The sequence below is a fragment of the Gracilibacillus orientalis genome (assembly GCF_900114645.1).
In the GTDB taxonomy this organism is placed as follows: Bacteria; Bacillota; Bacilli; order Bacillales; family Amphibacillaceae; genus Gracilibacillus; species Gracilibacillus orientalis.
The window spans coordinates 1-16,861 of sequence record NZ_FOTR01000012.1 but is presented as its reverse complement, the minus strand read 5'-3'; the positions used below and the strand labels follow the sequence as shown (position 1 = coordinate 16,861).

The 16,861-nt window shown below is 38.9% G+C and carries 14 protein-coding genes and 1 riboswitch; of the genes, 4 read left to right on the top strand and 10 right to left on the bottom strand.

The genetic code is table 11. The features are described from left to right. The first annotated feature begins 22 nt into the window (after positions 1 to 22). The gene (locus BM121_RS17615; protein ID WP_091485169.1) at positions 23 to 499 is read left to right on the top strand and encodes a glutathione peroxidase; all 477 of its coding nucleotides are present in this window, start codon (positions 23 to 25) and stop codon (positions 497 to 499) included. 246 nt (positions 500 to 745) lie between these two features. Here BM121_RS17615 and ribH read toward each other — a convergent pair whose 3' ends face one another. Genes ribH through ribD form a run of 4 tightly spaced genes read right to left on the bottom strand, consistent with a single transcriptional unit; the run spans position 746 to position 4,168 of the window. Then, positions 746 to 1,213: a 6,7-dimethyl-8-ribityllumazine synthase gene (gene ribH, locus BM121_RS17610; RefSeq protein ID WP_091485167.1), complete on the bottom strand. Its 468-nt coding sequence runs from the start codon at positions 1,211 to 1,213 to the stop codon at positions 746 to 748. A 1-nt stretch (position 1,214) separates the two neighbouring features. Next, entirely contained in the window at positions 1,215 to 2,435 is a 1,221-nt protein-coding gene (locus tag BM121_RS17605) for a bifunctional 3,4-dihydroxy-2-butanone-4-phosphate synthase/GTP cyclohydrolase II (RefSeq protein WP_091485166.1), read from the bottom strand. Positions 2,436 to 2,447: 12 nt separating this feature from the next. Further along, positions 2,448 to 3,080, bottom strand: a complete 633-nt coding sequence (gene ribE / locus BM121_RS17600; protein WP_091485164.1) for a riboflavin synthase — start codon at positions 3,078 to 3,080, stop codon at positions 2,448 to 2,450. Next, positions 3,080 to 4,168, bottom strand: coding sequence for a bifunctional diaminohydroxyphosphoribosylaminopyrimidine deaminase/5-amino-6-(5-phosphoribosylamino)uracil reductase RibD (gene ribD / locus BM121_RS17595; RefSeq protein WP_091485162.1), 1,089 nt, complete (start codon positions 4,166 to 4,168; stop codon positions 3,080 to 3,082). Before ribD ends, ribE begins: the two co-directional genes overlap by 1 nt. A 158-nt stretch (positions 4,169 to 4,326) precedes the next feature. After that, positions 4,327 to 4,478, bottom strand: a riboswitch (FMN riboswitch). Positions 4,479 to 4,603: 125 nt separating this feature from the next. Here ribD and BM121_RS17590 point away from each other — a divergent pair. After that, positions 4,604 to 4,789, top strand: coding sequence for a PspC domain-containing protein (locus BM121_RS17590; RefSeq protein ID WP_091485161.1), 186 nt, complete (start codon positions 4,604 to 4,606; stop codon positions 4,787 to 4,789). 14 nt (positions 4,790 to 4,803) lie between these two features. Further along, positions 4,804 to 5,709 (top strand): nuclease-related domain-containing protein, encoded by a 906-nt coding sequence (locus BM121_RS17585; protein ID WP_091485159.1) that lies wholly within the window; start codon positions 4,804 to 4,806, stop codon positions 5,707 to 5,709. 272 nt (positions 5,710 to 5,981) lie between these two features. On the opposite strand, the gene murB is transcribed toward BM121_RS17585, so the two are convergent. The 6 genes from murB to BM121_RS17555 form a co-directional block, all read right to left on the bottom strand. Next, positions 5,982 to 6,884, bottom strand: coding sequence for a UDP-N-acetylmuramate dehydrogenase (murB, locus tag BM121_RS17580; protein WP_091485157.1), 903 nt, complete (start codon positions 6,882 to 6,884; stop codon positions 5,982 to 5,984). Positions 6,885 to 7,000: 116 nt separating this feature from the next. Continuing rightward, positions 7,001 to 7,936, bottom strand: coding sequence for an ornithine carbamoyltransferase (gene argF / locus BM121_RS17575; RefSeq protein ID WP_091485155.1), 936 nt, complete (start codon positions 7,934 to 7,936; stop codon positions 7,001 to 7,003). Further along, positions 7,933 to 11,169, bottom strand: coding sequence for a carbamoyl-phosphate synthase (glutamine-hydrolyzing) large subunit (carB, locus tag BM121_RS17570; RefSeq protein ID WP_091485154.1), 3,237 nt, complete (start codon positions 11,167 to 11,169; stop codon positions 7,933 to 7,935). The genes argF and carB overlap by 4 nt, the downstream gene beginning before the upstream one ends. Next, complete coding sequence (locus BM121_RS17565; RefSeq protein WP_091485152.1) at positions 11,162 to 12,256, bottom strand: carbamoyl phosphate synthase small subunit; 1,095 nt, start codon at positions 12,254 to 12,256, stop codon at positions 11,162 to 11,164. Before BM121_RS17565 ends, carB begins: the two co-directional genes overlap by 8 nt. Before the next feature lie 203 nt (positions 12,257 to 12,459). Next, positions 12,460 to 13,884 carry an argininosuccinate lyase gene (gene argH, locus BM121_RS17560; protein WP_091485151.1) on the bottom strand — a complete coding sequence of 475 codons (1,425 nt, stop codon included), beginning with the start codon at positions 13,882 to 13,884 and terminating at the stop codon, positions 12,460 to 12,462. Further along, the gene (locus BM121_RS17555) at positions 13,881 to 15,140 is read right to left on the bottom strand and encodes an argininosuccinate synthase (protein ID WP_091485149.1); all 1,260 of its coding nucleotides are present in this window, start codon (positions 15,138 to 15,140) and stop codon (positions 13,881 to 13,883) included. Before BM121_RS17555 ends, argH begins: the two co-directional genes overlap by 4 nt. A 388-nt stretch (positions 15,141 to 15,528) precedes the next feature. Between BM121_RS17555 and BM121_RS17550 the strand changes: the two genes are divergently transcribed. Continuing rightward, on the top strand, positions 15,529 to 16,461 hold the full coding sequence (locus BM121_RS17550; protein WP_091485148.1) for a DUF4349 domain-containing protein: 933 nt from the start codon (positions 15,529 to 15,531) through the stop codon (positions 16,459 to 16,461). The last annotated feature ends 400 nt before the right edge of the window (positions 16,462 to 16,861 follow it).

Below are 16,861 nucleotides of genomic sequence, written 5' to 3'. Positions count from 1 at the left end.
TTTTATGAAGGAGGCGATTAGATTGTCATTGTATGATTTTTCAATTGAAACAGTTAAAGGTGAAAATAAAACGGTTAACGATTATAAGGCAAAAGCGATGATTGTTGTAAATACCGCTAGTAAATGTGGCTTTACTCCCCAGTTTGACGGGTTACAAGAATTGTATAATAAATATAAGGATGAAGGATTAGAAATTTTAGGATTCCCTTGTAATCAGTTTATGAATCAAGAGCCTGGATCAAGTGATGAAGCGGAGGAATATTGTCGTCTCAATTATGGTGTCAACTTCCCGATGTTTGCCAAAACGGAAGTCCGCGGCAAAAATGCACATCCACTTTTTCAGCATCTAACCAAAGAAGCACCAGGAGTGATTTCAGATCAAATAAAATGGAATTTTACGAAATTTTTAATTGATGAGAATGGAAATGTCGTGAAACGCTATGCACCAAAGACAGAACCAAAAGAAATCGAAAATGATATAAAAGCATTACTTCCATAAGAAAAGAAGGTGGGACAAATACTTTTTCTCATCTGAATATATTGGGCTTGTTGCTTCTTCCTTGGAATTCTAGTTCTCTTCCTTGGAAAAGTGCTGCTGTTCCTCGGAATTCTAGTTCCCTTCCTTGGAAATACTCATTTTTCCAAGGAACAATAATACTTTCCCAAGGAACAATAAACACGAACATCCATTTGATGTTCGTGTTTTGTCATAACTCGAGTACTTCTGTCCCACCCTCTTTTCAACTTAACCAATCTCTTTTAATAAATTCGCCATCTCAATTGCTGAAATTGCTGCTTCTGCGCCTTTGTTTCCTGCCTTCGTACCAGCACGTTCAATTGCTTGCTCTATTGTGTCTGTTGTTAACACACCGAAAATAACCGGAATACCAGCATCCATAGAAACTCCTGCTACTCCTTTTGATACTTCATTACTGACATAATCAAAGTGTGGCGTGGATCCTCGAATAACCGTTCCTAATGTTACTACCGCATCATATTTTCCTGATTCGGTCATTTTTTTCGCTACTAATGGAATTTCAAAAGCTCCGGGTACCCAAGCTACATCTACATCGGCTTCTGCTATACCGTGACGACGGAAAGCATCTTCTGCACCGCTTAACAGCTTACCCGTAATAAATTCATTAAATCTCCCTACGACAATCCCTACTTTTAAACCTGTACCTACCAAATTTCCTTCAAATGTTTTTGCCATGTTAAATTCCTCCTCCATCTTGGTTCCCTTTTATGTGTAATAAATGATCTAATTTTTCTACTTTCGTTTGCAAATACTTTTCATTATTTTTATTGGACGGAATTTCAATTGCTTTTCTTCCTACTAATTCCAGTCCGTACTCTTCCATACTTGAAAGCTTACGAGGATTGTTAGTGAGTAAATGAAGCTTTCCAACACCTAAATCCCTTAATATCTGAACACTAATCGCATAGTCTCTCAAGTCATCCGGAAAGCCCAACTGGTGATTTGCTTCCACCGTGTCATAGCCTTCTTCCTGCAATTTATATGCCTTCATTTTATTGATTAAACCAATACCACGGCCTTCTTGGCGCATATAAACGAGTACACCTCTCCCTGCCTTTTGGATTTCCTCTAATGCTTTTTCTAATTGCGGTCCACAATCACAACGCTCTGAGCCGAACACATCACCGGTTAAACATTCGGAATGTACTCGTACCAGTGTCGGTTCATCCGAGTTTAATTCACCTTTATATAATGCAATATGCTCCTTACCAGTATATTTTTCTGTATAGGCGACAAGTCTAAATTCACCATATGCAGTCGGTAAATTAATTTCAGTTTCTTTCACAATTAATTGGTCATAACGTTTGCGGTATTGAATTAATTCCTGAATCGTGATCATCTGCATGTTATGTTTGTCAGCCATTTTTTCTAAATCTGGCTGGCGCGCCATCGTTCCGTCTTCATTCATAATTTCACAAATAACAGACACTGGCTTCGAACCCGCTAAGCGTGCTAAATCAATCGCTGCTTCAGTGTGACCTGTTCGTTCGAGTACTCCTGCTGTTCTTCCGATTAACGGGAAAATATGTCCAGGTCGGTTAAAATCCTGTGCTGTCGTCGTATCATCGACTAATTTCTGAATCGTTAATGCTCGCTCCTGCGCACTAATTCCCGTATGTGTCGTATGATAATCGATACTGACGGTAAAATTAGTACCATGATCATCAGTATTTTTTGTGACCATTTCTCCTAATTGAAAACGATCAGCATAACTTTTGGTCATCGGTGCACAGATCAAGCCACGACCTTCCTTGGCCATAAAATTAATCACTTCTGAAGTCGTGTGTTCTGCTAAGGCAATAAAATCCCCTTCATTTTCACGATCTTCATTATCCACAACGATGACGATTTCTCCTTTTTTTAGTGCTTCTATAGCTGTTTCAACTGAGTGTTTCATTATTGCACCTCCTTAAAATCCGTATTGCTGTAATTTCTCTTCCGTAATACCTGATGTTTGATTGGATGTTTGCAGGAGACGCTCCATATATTTTGCTAACATATCAAATTCAACATTCACGATATCTTCTTGATTTTTTGCACCAAGGACAGTTGCTGTTTGTGTTTCTGGGATGAGTGAAATAGTAAACCCCTTCTCATCGACTCCAAAAACAGTAAGCGATGTGCCATCTACTGAGATTGAACCTTTCATCGTAATATATCGCGTTTCTAGTACGGAAATGTAATAATATTTAGCGTTATCCTCTTGCCATGTACGTTCAACCTTTCCAACTGCATCGACATGCCCAGAGACAAAATGGCCGCCAAACCTCCCATTCGCATGCATGGCACGTTCTAAGTTAACTTCAGACTGTGCAGTTAGTTTGGATAGCGATGAACTACGAAATGTTTCGGGAATTACATCAACGGTAAACCAATCAGATGCAAACTCAGTTACAGTTAAGCAAACACCATTGACAGAAATACTATCGCCAATCGAGATTTCTTCTGTTACCTTTTTTCCATGAATCTTTATCTGTAAAGCTTGATTGTGCTGGGTAATCGACGCTATTTTTCCCTTTTCCTCTACAATGCCAGTAAACATTAGGACTCCTCCTTTGGTTTTGCAATAAGCTTAAGATCCGGACCAATTTGTTTAATATCTATAAATTGCAGTTGCTGTGCTGCCTTCATCGTTGAAGGTGATGCACCACCAATCACGGACCTGGCATCTTGACCTCCTAATAGTTTTGGTGCAATATACCAATGGCATTCATCAAACAGACGCTCTTTTAAAAAAGCTTGATGGATGGTAGCTCCACCTTCTACATAAAGGGATTGTACCTTTGCCTCTGCTAAGACTTCCATTAAATCGGTTAATGCAATTTTTTCAGTAGGCAGTTGAATCACTTTGATATCTGGATACTTTTCTGTAAAGTGTGCTTTATCTGCCTGATTACCACATATCATCCACGTTGGTGAATGGGCTTCAAATATATGAAGATCCCCTGTGAGTGATAAATAGGTATCTAAAATAATGCGAATGGGACTTTTTCCGCCTTGAGGCAAACGCGTTGTTAAACTAGGATTATCTTTTTCTACAGTTTGTCTTCCCGCGAGAATTGCATCATGTTTATGCCGTTCTTTGTGAACATCTTCTCTTGCTTTTTCAGACGTTATCCATTTGCTATCACCTGTGACAGTTGCTGTTTTACCATCTAAAGTCGTTGCTGCCTTCAAGGTGATAAAAGGACGCTTTTTTGCCAAGTAATGAAAAAAATGTTGATTGATACGTAAGGCACGCTGCTCTTGGATACCTATTTCAACTTCAATACCCGCATTTTGTAAGATAGTGACACCTTTGCCCGCAACTTTTGGATTGGGGTCGAGGCAAGCGATATAGACTTTATTTACTTTGCTTTCTACAAGCAATTCTGCACATGGCGGTGTTTTTCCATAATGGGCACAAGGCTCGAGCGTAACGTAGACATCTGCGCCTTTTGCCTTCTCACCTGCCTGAGCGATTGCATGTACTTCGGCATGTGACCCGCCCGCTTTTAAATGTGTGCCAACACCGAGTAATTCACCATTTTTCACAACTACCGCTCCAACAGAAGGATTTGGACTCGTTTGACCTATCGTTGCTTCTGCAAGATTGAGTGCAAGGTCCATCCATTCTTCATTCGTTCTCACTTCATCATCACCTTTTATTTGAAAAGTCAAAAAAGCCCTAGGCGATATACCTAGGGCTTTTGTATTTTAATTCATAGTAAAGAACTTGGTTTTGTGGTTGCAAAGCTATGAGGACACAAAAAGAACTACTTTTCCCCATAGAAAAGTCACTACGTCACCAATCCCTTTTCCCATCCAGACTATCACTGTCGGCTTCGGAATCTCACCAAATCCACCTTCACATTGTTAAATGATCCGGGTCACGGACTAAAAAAGCGTCTATGCTTTTATCACCGTCGGTCGGGAATTACACCCTGCCCCAAAGGAATCTTTATCGCATATTTTATTATGTAAATAGTATAAAGAATTTTTCTCCTGTTTGCAAAATATCTGTTTTGTTGATTTGTGGAAAATTGTGTTAATATATAAGTATATTGACAGAGAGGTGGTTAGTACATGAACCGGAAATTGCGCAGATCATCTACAGACAACTCCCTTCATGGAGTATGTGGTGGTATTGCTGAGTACTTTGGGATTTCTTCCTTCCTTGTTCGTCTTCTTTTTCTTTTCTGCATCCCAGCTGGTCTTGTTATCTATATCATCCTAGCCAATACACTTCCTGCCACCCCGAAATCCTTATAGAAAGGAACCATTCTATGATCGAAAAAGCCTTGGAAAAACCACATGAATTAGTCATGTATGAAGCATTGTTTGCTAGAACCCCTTTTTCAATGAAAGAAGATCGCTACTTTTATAATTTAAAAATGGGATATGAAGGTGAAAAAAAGTTCGAACAATTTTTGGATAAAACAGTTGATAATCGTTTTATTGTGCTCAGCGATCTACGGTTAGAGGTTCAAACCACCACATTTCAAATTGATTCGATAGTACTAACAGGCGACACACTTTACTTTTTTGATGTGAAAAATTATTCCGGTGATTATAAGTATGCTGAAAAGCGTTGGTATAAGCTTCCGGATAAAGAAGTCAGTAATCCGCTCTTACAACTAATGAGGAACGAAACGTTAATGAGCCAAGTCTTACAACAACTTCATGTTAGTCTTCCTGTTGAATGTTTCGATGTCTTTATCAACCCCGAATTCAACCTCTACCAAGCTCCATTAAATAAACATATTATTTTTCCGACACAATTACCGAAATCCATAAAAGAATTGGCTTCAAAAATTCCGGTGACATCTTCACAACATACGTTGGCACAACAACTGATTTCAAGGGATATTGGAGACTATCCACACCCTAGGATCCCTGCATATAATTTTCAACAATTAAAGAAAGGATTGCGATGTAGTAAATGTTCTGGTTTATCTGTTTTTATCGAAGGCAGAAAAGCCCTCTGTCCACATTGTCAACAGGTGGAGCCTATTCATAAAGCACTCCTTCGAAATATTAAAGAACTACACATGTTGTTTCCAGATGAGAAATTGACGACTAATTTCGTTTATGATTGGTGTGGTGATGGATATTCTAAGAAAAGTATTCAACGGTTATTAGATGACCATTTTCAAAAAAAAGGAGTTCGCCAATGGACTTATTATGAATAAATTTTGCTTTTTCTTTAGCAAGTTGCCCATGAGTTGAATTCAACTCATGGGCAATTTTATAATTTTTGGTTTCTTTTGTCCTTCGTCTTGTTTATGATGGACACTTTTCAGCGATTTTTACTTCTTTTGTCCTTCATCTTGCTTATGATGGACACTTTTCAGCGATTTTTACTTCTTTTGTCTTTCATCTTGCTTATGATGGACACTTTTCAACGATTTTCACTTCTTTTGTCTTTCATCTCAATCTGCGCTCGTTCATTATTCTAAATAAATTAGTCTTCTCCCAGTATCCTCACTTCTCGTTCTAATTCCACGCCAAATTTTGCCTTTACTTCTCGTTGCACCATTTCGATGACAGAGATGTAGTCAGTGGCTGTGGCTTTGTTTTTATTTACGATAAATCCGGCGTGCTTGTTAGATACTTCTGCTCCGCCAATACCTTTTCCTTGTAACTCACTATCCTGAATCAATTTTCCGGCAAAATATCCTGGTGGACGCTTGAATACACTCCCGCAAGATGGGTATTCTAAAGGCTGCTTTGATTCTCGTTTATAAGTTAAATCATCCATAACTGCTTTGATGTCATCATATTTTTCTTCTTCGAGGCTAAAAGTTGCTTCTAATACAATATAACCTTTTTCTGCGATATTACTTGTACGGTATTCTAAAGCAAAGGCATCTGCAGGCAAGCGATGTACTTCTCCAGTAGAATCGACGACAAGCGCGCTTTCCAAACAATCTTTCACCTCTCCACCGTAGGCACCAGCGTTCATGTACAGTGCACCACCTACTGTTCCAGGGATGCCACATGCAAACTCTAATCCGGTTAAATATTCGCTCAATGCAAAACGGGATGCATCAATTATACGGGCGCCACTCTCTGCAATCACTTTGTCCTCTTCTCTTTTAATACCTGAAAATTTTTTCAAACTTAAAACAATCCCGCGAATGCCTCCATCTCTCACGATTACATTTGAACCATTTCCTAATAAAGTAAAAGGGACATCTGTTTTATTAGCATAGCGGATAATTTCTTGCACTTCTTCGACAGTGGATGGAGTTACAAAGTAATCAGCTACTCCTCCTAATTTTGTATACGTATGATTTTTTAACGGTTCATCTATCAAAATATGTTCTGGATTTATAATTTGTTGTAATTCTTTTACGATACTCATGTCATATCAATCCTTTAATTTACTATTGTGTATTGCCACACAATTAATCTTTATTATAGCAATAACAAAATATGAACTGCAAACACGAAAAAAAACTAGATCTCTCTAAAAGAGATCTAGCCCATCAGCGCAACCATTAACGCTTTTTGTGCATGTAATCTATTTTCCGCTTCTTGGAGGACAACCGATTGTGGTCCATCAATAATTGCTGCTGTGACTTCTTCTTCTCTGTGGGCTGGCAAACAATGCATAAAAATGGCATCTTGCTTAGCGTGCGAGAACAGTTCCTTATTCACTTGATAATGAGCAAATGCTTTTTCCCGTTCTTTTTGTTCTTCTTCCTGCCCCATACTTGCCCACACATCTGAATAAATGACATCCGCATCTTTCACTGCTTCCACAGCATCTTCAGTTACTAGCACTTCACCACCATCTGCAAAAGACTTAGCTAATTCCGTAATTTCCTCTTTTGGCTGATAGTCTTTTGGCGCTGCAATAGCAACATCTATCCCCATTTTGGCACAACCAATCATTAACGAGTGGGCCATATTGTTGCCATCACCAATATAAGCAAGTTTTAAGCCTTCTAGCTTTCCCTTTTCTTCTTTAATGGTTTGCAGGTCTGCTAACACTTGGCAAGGGTGATAATCATCGGTTAAGCCATTGATTACAGGAATCGAGGCATTCTCTGCTAATTCCCCGACATCTTGTTGGGAAAAAGTACGAATCATAATCCCGTCTAAATATCCGGACAATACTTTTGCTGTATCAGAAATGGGCTCTCCTCTGCCTAATTGAATATCATTAGAGCTTAAGAAAAGGCCGATTCCACCTAGTTGGTAAATGCCTGTTTCAAAAGAGACACGGGTACGGGTGGATGATTTCTCAAAAATCATTCCCAATGTCTTTCCCTTTAGTGGCTGATACAACTCACCCTTCTTTTGTTTTTGTTTGATTTGTACAGCCAGTTCTAAGATATAAGCTATTTCAGCTTGCGAGTAATCAGCAAGTGTCAGGAGACTTCTTCCCTTTAATTGTTCTTTGAAACTCACGGCATCGCACGCTCCTTTTTGTTTAAGTCTGGTTTATTGCTACGATAATGCTGAATGGATACAGGTGATTCTGCATTTGTTGTTGTTGCTTCGATATAAGCACTTAGCGTATCATTTGCTGTAAAATGCAATGTATCGGAACGTAAGGCTGCCTCACGTAATGAAACATGCTGATCCTTTTCACCTGTGCGATGTGTATCTGCAATAAAAGTGTACTTTTCGTCTACACATTTTTGCTCTGCTTCCTGTAGGTTTGTAGTTGTGCGAACTTGAATGCCTTGCTCTGTTAATAATGTTGCTGTTTCCGGATCTGCTTCTATCGATGCGGTCACAGACTTCAATTGTTCGCTTAGTTTTGTATCTATTTTGGTTAATGATAAGAAAATAGTATCTTGTTCGCTTAATGCTTTGAGGCTATTTTCTTTCCAACCAAATGCTTTAGCCATCGCATGTTTTACCGTTGAGCCGAGTCCAATCGCTTCACCTGTTGATTTCATTTCAGGCCCTAGAATCGGATCCACACCTGGTAACTTGTTAGTAGAGAATACCGGCATTTTTACCGCATAATACGGCACCTCTTTATGGAGTCCAAGCTTCCATTCCTGGTCGCTCAGTGATTCTCCCATTTGCACACGTGTTGCCAGGTCGACCATTGGAATACCAGTGACCTTACTTGCGATTGGCACGGTACGAGAGGCACGCGGGTTTACTTCTAATACGTAAATAGTTTTTCGATCTTCACTTAGAACAAACTGGATATTCATAATCCCTTTGACATTCAGTTGCTTGGAGATTTTTTGTGCATATAGTTCAATCAGCTGTTTATGCTCTTTGGTCAGATTAGGTGCCGGGAAAATAGCCACACTATCTCCAGAGTGTACCCCTGCTTTTTCGACATGTTCAAAAATGCCTGGAATCAACACATCTGATCCATCACAAATCGCGTCAATTTCCACTTCATATCCTGCAATATAACGGTCAATTAACAATGGAAAAATTCGATTACCATGTGCTGTTGCCTGTAAATCTGCCAAATATTCAACCAGTTGATTTTCATTATGCAAAATTACCATTCCTTGACCGCCAATAACATAGGATGGTCGCATTAAGATCGGATAACCTATTTGTTTTGCAACTGCTTTAGCGTCTTCTACCGCCATGACCGTGTCACCGGGAATATGTGGAATATTTAATTGTTGTAAAAGTTGATAAAACAGATCACGATCTTCTACCGATTCTATTGCTTCCAGTGCAGTACCAGTAATTTTAACACCTGCTTTTTGCAGTCCGTCAGCTAAATTAATCGCGGTTTGACCCCCGAATTGGACTAGGACACCTTGTGCATTTTCTTTCTCAATTACATGTAACACATCTTCAACTGTTAACGGTTCGAAATACAAATGATCTGCCGTGTTAAAATCGGTACTCACAGTTTCAGGGTTGTTGTTAATAACAACCGCATCAATACCCTGCCCTTGCAGAGACTTGGCTGCATGAACGGAGCAGTAGTCGAATTCCACCCCTTGGCCAATGCGGATCGGACCAGAGCCTAACACAACCATCCGTTTATCTCCATTCAACGACTCTACTTCATCCCATTCATTCCATGAGCTGTAAAAGTATGGTGTTTCTGCCGAAAATTCAGCAGCACATGTATCAACCATTTTATATGAAGGGGCTAGTTTTTCTTCCTTCACTTTCTGTTGAATAGTCGATATATCTACGTTTAATAGCTTAGCTAAGGTAAGATCGGAAATACCAAAAGATTTTGCATCTCTTAAGTCTTCTGCTTCGATCGCTTGCCATTCTTTTGCGGCAATTTCTTTTTCTTTTGTAATCATTGCTTCTAACTCATATAAAAAGTACTTATTGATCGCTGTAATGTCATGGATCTCTTCCACAGTCATTCCTCTGCGTAAGCTTTCCGCAACTATAAACAACCGCTCATCTGTTGCTTGATCCAGTGCGGTATGTATCTCTTGATTAGATAACTTTTCCACACCAGGTAAATATAATGAATCCAAACCAATTTCCAGTGAACGGATCGCTTTATTAATCGCCATTGGGAAGTTTCGTGCCAGTGCCATCACTTCACCAGTTGCTTTCATTTGTGTGCCTAATAGACGGTCTGCTTGGGTGAATTTATCGAACGGCCAACGCGGAATTTTTGCTGCAATGTAATCAATCGCCGGCTCAAAGCTTGCATACGTATCACCTGTAATCGGGTTAATCACCTCATCCAATTGATAACCTAGCGCTACTTTTGCCGCAATTTGTGCAATGGGATAACCCGTTGCTTTAGATGCTAATGCACTGGAACGGCTAACTCTCGGGTTTACTTCAATGATGATATAGTCATCATTGTCCGGGTTAAGCGCAAATTGAATATTACACCCTCCAATCACACCTAACTCACGGATAACCCTTACCGAAGATGTACGAAGCATTTGATATTGACGGTCCGTTAACGTTTGAGATGGCGCGACAACAATACTATCTCCTGTATGCACACCAACCGGATCAAAATTCTCCATATTACAAACAATGATGCATGTATCGTTGGAATCGCGCATTACCTCATATTCGATTTCTTTCCAGCCTTTTACACTTTGTTCAATTAAAACCTGGCTGATTGGACTGAAGTGCAGACCGTTTTTCACGATATTACGTAATTCCGCTTCATCATTTGCAATTCCGCCACCAGCACCACCAAGTGTATAAGCAGGCCGTACGATCATCGGGTAGCCGACTGTACCGGCAAAACGCACAGCTTCGTCAACAGAAGAAGTGGAAAGACTCTCAGCAGTTGGTTCTCCAATATCTTTCATCATCGATTTAAAAATTTCACGGTCTTCCCCTTTTTGAATCGTTTCTAGCGGTGTTCCTAATAAAGTAACATCGTATTTTTCTAACACACCAGCTTCATCTAGTAAAACTGCCATGTTTAATCCTGTTTGACCACCTAAAGTCGGCAAAATACCATCAGGTCGCTCTTTATCAATAATTTTCGTAATTGAGTCACAAGTCAATGGTTCCAGATATACTTTGTCTGCTATATTTTCGTCCGTCATAATCGTCGCAGGATTATTATTTACCAGAATGACTTCTACGCCATCTTCTTTTAAGGCAAGACACGCTTGGGTTCCTGCGTAATCAAATTCGGCTGCCTGCCCAATGACGATTGGACCGGAGCCGATAACAAGTACTTTCTTTATGTTGTCTTTCTTAGGCATGCTGTTTCTCTCCCTTAGTAATAAACTGCTGAATAAAATCTACGAATAAATGGTGGGTATCGATTGGACCAGGGTGTGCCTCAGGATGAAATTGTACCGTCATTAAAGGTTTAGTTTTATGTTTTAAACCTTCTACTGATTTATCATTGACATTAACGTGCGAAACGTACCAATTTTTCATATTAACAGAGTCATAGTCAACTACATAACCATGGTTTTGCGATGTAATCATTACTTTACCGGTTTGTAAGTCTTTCACCGGGTGGTTACTGCCTCTGTGACCATATGGTAAGCGTTGGGTTGTTGCACCATGTGCTAGTGCGATCAGTTGGTGTCCTAAACAAATGCCCATCGTTGGAAAGCTTTCTGATATTTGTTTAATGTTTTCCGATAGATCTGCCAATGCTTGGGGATCACCTGGGCCATTGGATAATAATACACCGTCCGGATCCAATGATTGAATTTCTATAAAAGTTGCATTATATGGAACAACAGTTACCTCACACCCCAATTCTAATAATGATTGGGCGATAGAATGCTTATAGCCAAAATCCATTACGACCACATGTGGTGTGGGATGATTTGTTGGATTATCTATTTTGTAAGATTTTTTTTCTTTAACGGATACCGTTGAGACGATATTAGTATTAACGGAAGTATTCACAGGGCTTTCATTTGGGTCCTGTGTAATTTTCCCGTATACCTCTCCATGCTCACGAATAATACGTGTTAGTGCTCTGGTATCGATATGAGATAATGCTGGAATATGGTGCTCCTCCAACATTTCCATTAACGTATTTTTCGATTGATAGTGTTCTGGATTATGACTAGGTGTTGAGACGATAAAACCTTTTAGAGATGGCTTGATACTTTCATAATCGATCTCATTCCAACCATAATTCCCAATTAATGGATAGGTCATAGTAACGATTTGCCCAGCATATGAGGGGTCTGTCATCACTTCTTGATAGCCCGTCATCGCTGTATTAAATACGAGTTCTCCTTCTTCTTGCTTTGGTGTTCCTAGCCATTTTCCTTCTAAAATATCCCCCGTATTTAAAACAAGATAACCTGTTGTTTCTGACATTTTGCTCCTCCTCCAATATCTAACAATATATTATCTCAAGTCATATTAATTTTTCATGTTTAATTATTTATAATTATACTACAAAGTTTATATTTATGCATTAATTTTTTGAAAATTTTTGAGAAAGGTTTAAGCTTAGTGCTTAGGCTACGCATCTCTTTATAACAAAAACGCAACTGAATTTAGTCAGTTGCGTTTTTAAGTTATTTTTTAAGAACATTCACTTTTTCCTCATGGATTTCGATCCACGTTTTGCTTTCCTGGAGGCGATTTTCTGCCTGTACCATTTGATCTTGAACACGGTTTTTCGCTGTTCCGCCGACAACATCACGAGCGTTTACAACCGCTTTTGGTGATAATATGTCATAAATATCTGCATCTATTAACTCAGAAAAGCTTTGGAAATCCGTTAAGCTTAAATCAAGTAAATATATATTTTCCTGTATACAATGCAATACAACTTGACCGACAACCGCATGTGCTTCACGAAATGGTAAATCTTTATTCACCAAGTAATCCGCTAAATCCGTCGCATTAGAGAAATCATCTGCAACGGCAGCATACATATTATCCTTCTTTACTTCCATTGTCTCAATCATCGGTGCAAAAAGAGCAAGTGCACCTTTTAATGTTTCCATCGTATCAAACATACCTTCTTTATCCTCTTGCATATCCTTGTTATATGCAATTGGTAAACCCTTCAAGGTTGTCAGCATCCCTATTAAATTCCCATAGACACGCCCTGTTTTTCCTCTTACTAATTCAGCCACATCAGGGTTTTTCTTCTGAGGCATCATACTGCTACCCGTACAGAAGGCATCATCTAATTCAACAAAATTAAACTCAGCGCTAGACCATTGCACTAATTCCTCACTTAAACGGGATAAGTGCATAATGGTTAAAGAAGCATTGGATAAAAATTCGACGACAAAGTCACGATCGCTAACTGCGTCTAAGCTGTTTTCTACCACACCATCAAAGTTCAGCTTCTCTGCAACATCATGACGATCAATCGGGAAAGTTGTTCCAGCTAATGCACCTGCACCAAGCGGTGAACGATTTACCCTTTTGAAACTGTCACTTAACCTCTCCACATCACGTTCAAACATGGATACATATGCCATCATATGATGGGCGAACAACACTGGCTGCGCTCGTTGTAGATGCGTATATCCTGGCAAAATTGTATCTAAATTCGCTTTTGCCTGTGTCAGAAGCGCCCCTTGTACTTTCGTTAGCAATTCGACTAACGTTACAAGTGAATCGCGTAAATACAAACGCATATCTAGTGCTACCTGATCATTTCTGCTTCTTCCAGTGTGCAATTTACCACCAACAGCACCGACTTCATCAATAAGCAGCTTTTCAACATTCATATGAATATCTTCGTTTGCTTCTGTTAATTCTGCTTCTCCAGCTTCTATTTTCTCAGCTACAATCTTCAAGCCTTTTTTAATCGCTTCAGCGTCTTCTACCGGGATAATCTCGCATTTAGCAAGCATTTCCACATGTGCCAGACTGCCTTGAATATCATATTGTGCTAATTTTTTATCAAAGCTGATCGATGCTGTATATTCATCGACTAATTCATTTGTTGGTTTTGTAAATCGTCCGCCCCATAGTTTCATTGTTTCACTGATTCCTTCATATCAATTTTTGTTTTTTCCATAATTTTCGCTTTATCTGCGTGTACATTATTCACTGTTGAATGAACTTTTGTTGGTAAGCCCCAAAGTTTGATAAAACCAAGTGCCGCTTCATGATCAAATTCGTCCCCTTTACTATACGTTGCAAGGTTCAGATCATATAATGAATTCTCTGATTTACGTCCAATCACAAATGCTTGCCCTTTGTAAAGTTTCACTTTCGCCACACCATTCACATATTTTTGAGTTTCTGCAATAAATGCTTTTAGTGCATCTGTTAATTGTGTGAACCATAAACCATCATAGATTGCTTGTTCTAATTGTTGCTCCACAACCGGCTTGAATTTTGATACTTCTCTTGGAAGTGTAATGGTTTCTATTTCATGATGTGCCTTGATAAGCGTAATCGCTGCTGGCGCTTCGTAAATTTCACGAGATTTAATTCCTACAAGACGATTTTCTACGTGGTCAATTCTTCCAACCCCATGCTTACCTGCAATATCATTTAATTCTAAAATTAATTCATGCAAAGGATATTCTTGCCCATTAATCGCAACTGGTTTTCCTTGTTTGAATTCAATTTCCACAATCTCAGGCTTTTCAGGTGCATCAATCGGATTAACCGTTAATTCAAACGCATCTTCCGGTGCCTCTGCCCAAGGATCCTCTAAAACACCACATTCATTAGCACGGCCCCAAAGATTTTGGTCAACACTATAAGGACTATCTAAATTAATTGGAATTGGAATACCATTCTCTTGTGCATATTTTATTTCTTCGTCCCTTGTCATTTGCCACTCACGTACAGGTGCTTCAATTTTTAACTCTGGGTTTAATGAGGTAAAGGCTACATCAAAACGTACCTGGTCATTCCCTTTACCAGTACAACCATGTGCAACTGCTACCGCCCCTTCTTTTTCCGCGATATCTACTAATACTTTTGCGATTAGCGGACGAGACAATGCGGATACTAATGGATATTTATCTTCATACATTACATTCGCCTGTAATGCTGGTAAAACAAACTCTTCTGCAAAAAGCTGTTTAGCATCAACTGAATAAGATTTGATTGCTCCTACATCGATTGCTTTATTTTTCACAAATTCTAAATCTTTTCCTTCGCCAACATCCAAACCAACAGCAATAACGTCATAATTGTATTTATCTTGTAACCATTTAATTGCAACAGAGGTGTCAAGTCCCCCAGAATAAGCTAAAACAATTTTCTCTTTACCCATGAAATAACCTCTCCTTAAGTGTATTATCTATTTCTAGATGTATTCGTTTGATTAATTATGTATTATTATGCACTATTTAGTATATTAATTCAACAGTTATCATGAAAATTTTTTATTTTTTTATCGGAAAAGCGCAAGCCCCTGTTTAGCTATGTTTCGACTGTGCCCATGCAACAAGGAAGAATCGACATTGCCAACTAAATGGTGTTTCTATTCGCTCATGCCTTCCATCCCCGTTGGAGAGTATAGATGGTTTTTGTCTTCTTTTTCAATGATTACACCACACCGAACGAAAAATATACAAGTGATTGAATAAATATAAATTGTAATCTTTTTGTAACCTCTTTACTTTTGCCACGTCTAATCCAACAAAAAGGGAGTGGTCCATTTGAATAAAGTTGTATATGTGTTGATGTTGATTGTTTTCCTCTCTGCTTGTTCCAACAATGCAGAAGATAATAACTACGAATCTGCTGACACAGATAGTGCCGCTAGTGAAGAGTCAGCCAGCCAGTCATCGGGTATGAGTGCTGATGAGCAACTAGAAAATAAAGTTGACATGGAAAAAACAGAGGAAGCAACAAGTGAGGATAATGAAGGAAATGAGGAAAGCTTGAACAATGTAGAGGACAGGAAAATTATTTATAATGCTAATTTACATTTAGAAACAGAAACTTTTGATAAAACAGTTGATTTTTTGGAAACAGAAACGGTTAATTATGATGGGTATGTTGTCAATTCCAATTATGCAAACCATGGAGAAGAAGCGGAACGATTTGCTACATTGACCGTTCGAATACCTGCAGATCGTTTTCAAGATTATATCGCATTAGTAGAAAATGGCGATGTAAAAGTTTCGGATAAATCAGTTAGCGGGGAAGATGTCACGGAGCAATATGTTGACTTAACTTCCAGATTGAAATCACAGGAAGTGGTCGAAGAACGATTACTTTCTTTCATGGAAGAAGCTGAAAAAACGGAGGATTTATTGAAGATTTCCGATGACCTAGCAGCTGTACAGGAAGAAATTGAACAATTAACAGGAAAAATAAATTATTTAGAAAATCAGTCTGACTATGCGACCATCAATATGGAACTGACAGAGCGCAGAGTTGATATGCCATCTGTTCAAGACGAATCATTAAGTACATGGGAAAAAACAAAAGATCAATTTCTTAAAAGTATACAGGTAATTCTATCGATCGCGTCTGGACTTTTTGTATTTCTTATCGGCAATGCACCCATTATTATTCTATTCTTGATTATCGGTCTCGTCATATTTTTTGTTATTAGAAAGAACGTCAAAAAACAGAAAGAATAGTCCTCCTCTGATATTTCAGGTTATCACCGCTAGTCCAATTATCTAGTAACTGGTACGTTAGATATATACTGCGAAGTAATGAAAGTTTTGTTTGTTCTAAGTAGTGCAGTAATTAGATGTGCGGTAATCTAAGACATAATTTTGAAATATATCGTGATGATAACTACCACTCCGGCTGCCCACTTCCCTTTCCGTGGGGTTTGCCCTTCAGCTAACTTTTTCGAGCAAAAACCGCTCGTAAAAGTGGATCTTCAGGTCAAACAGGTCCCACAAGAGTGGAAGTGGGCGGCCTTCGTTAAGATATGCTCCACAACACTAATCCGAAATCAACCAGTCGATTTCTCCCCCATTTGTAGCATGAGAGGGTACGGCTATGCTAAGGGGCATTCACAACCGATTA

Bases quoted from the DNA above. Each gene is read 5' to 3' on its own strand.
- BM121_RS17605 (WP_091485166.1), bottom strand. From the start codon at position 2,435: ATGAAACACTCAGTTGAAACAGCTATAGAAGCACTAAAAAAAGGAGAA.
- murB (WP_091485157.1), bottom strand. From the start codon at position 6,884: ATGAGTATCGTAAAAGAATTACAACAAATTATAAATCCAGAACATATT.
- BM121_RS17565 (WP_091485152.1), bottom strand. From the start codon at position 12,256: ATGTCAGAAACAACAGGTTATCTTGTTTTAAATACGGGGGATATTTTA.
- BM121_RS17585 (WP_091485159.1), top strand. From the start codon at position 4,804: ATGATCGAAAAAGCCTTGGAAAAACCACATGAATTAGTCATGTATGAA.
- BM121_RS17590 (WP_091485161.1), top strand. From the start codon at position 4,604: ATGAACCGGAAATTGCGCAGATCATCTACAGACAACTCCCTTCATGGA.
- ribH (WP_091485167.1), bottom strand. From the start codon at position 1,213: ATGGCAAAAACATTTGAAGGAAATTTGGTAGGTACAGGTTTAAAAGTA.
- carB (WP_091485154.1), bottom strand. From the start codon at position 11,169: ATGCCTAAGAAAGACAACATAAAGAAAGTACTTGTTATCGGCTCCGGT.
- BM121_RS17555 (WP_091485149.1), bottom strand. From the start codon at position 15,140: ATGGGTAAAGAGAAAATTGTTTTAGCTTATTCTGGGGGACTTGACACC.
- argH (WP_091485151.1), bottom strand. From the start codon at position 13,884: ATGAAACTATGGGGCGGACGATTTACAAAACCAACAAATGAATTAGTC.
- ribE (WP_091485164.1), bottom strand. From the start codon at position 3,080: ATGTTTACTGGCATTGTAGAGGAAAAGGGAAAAATAGCGTCGATTACC.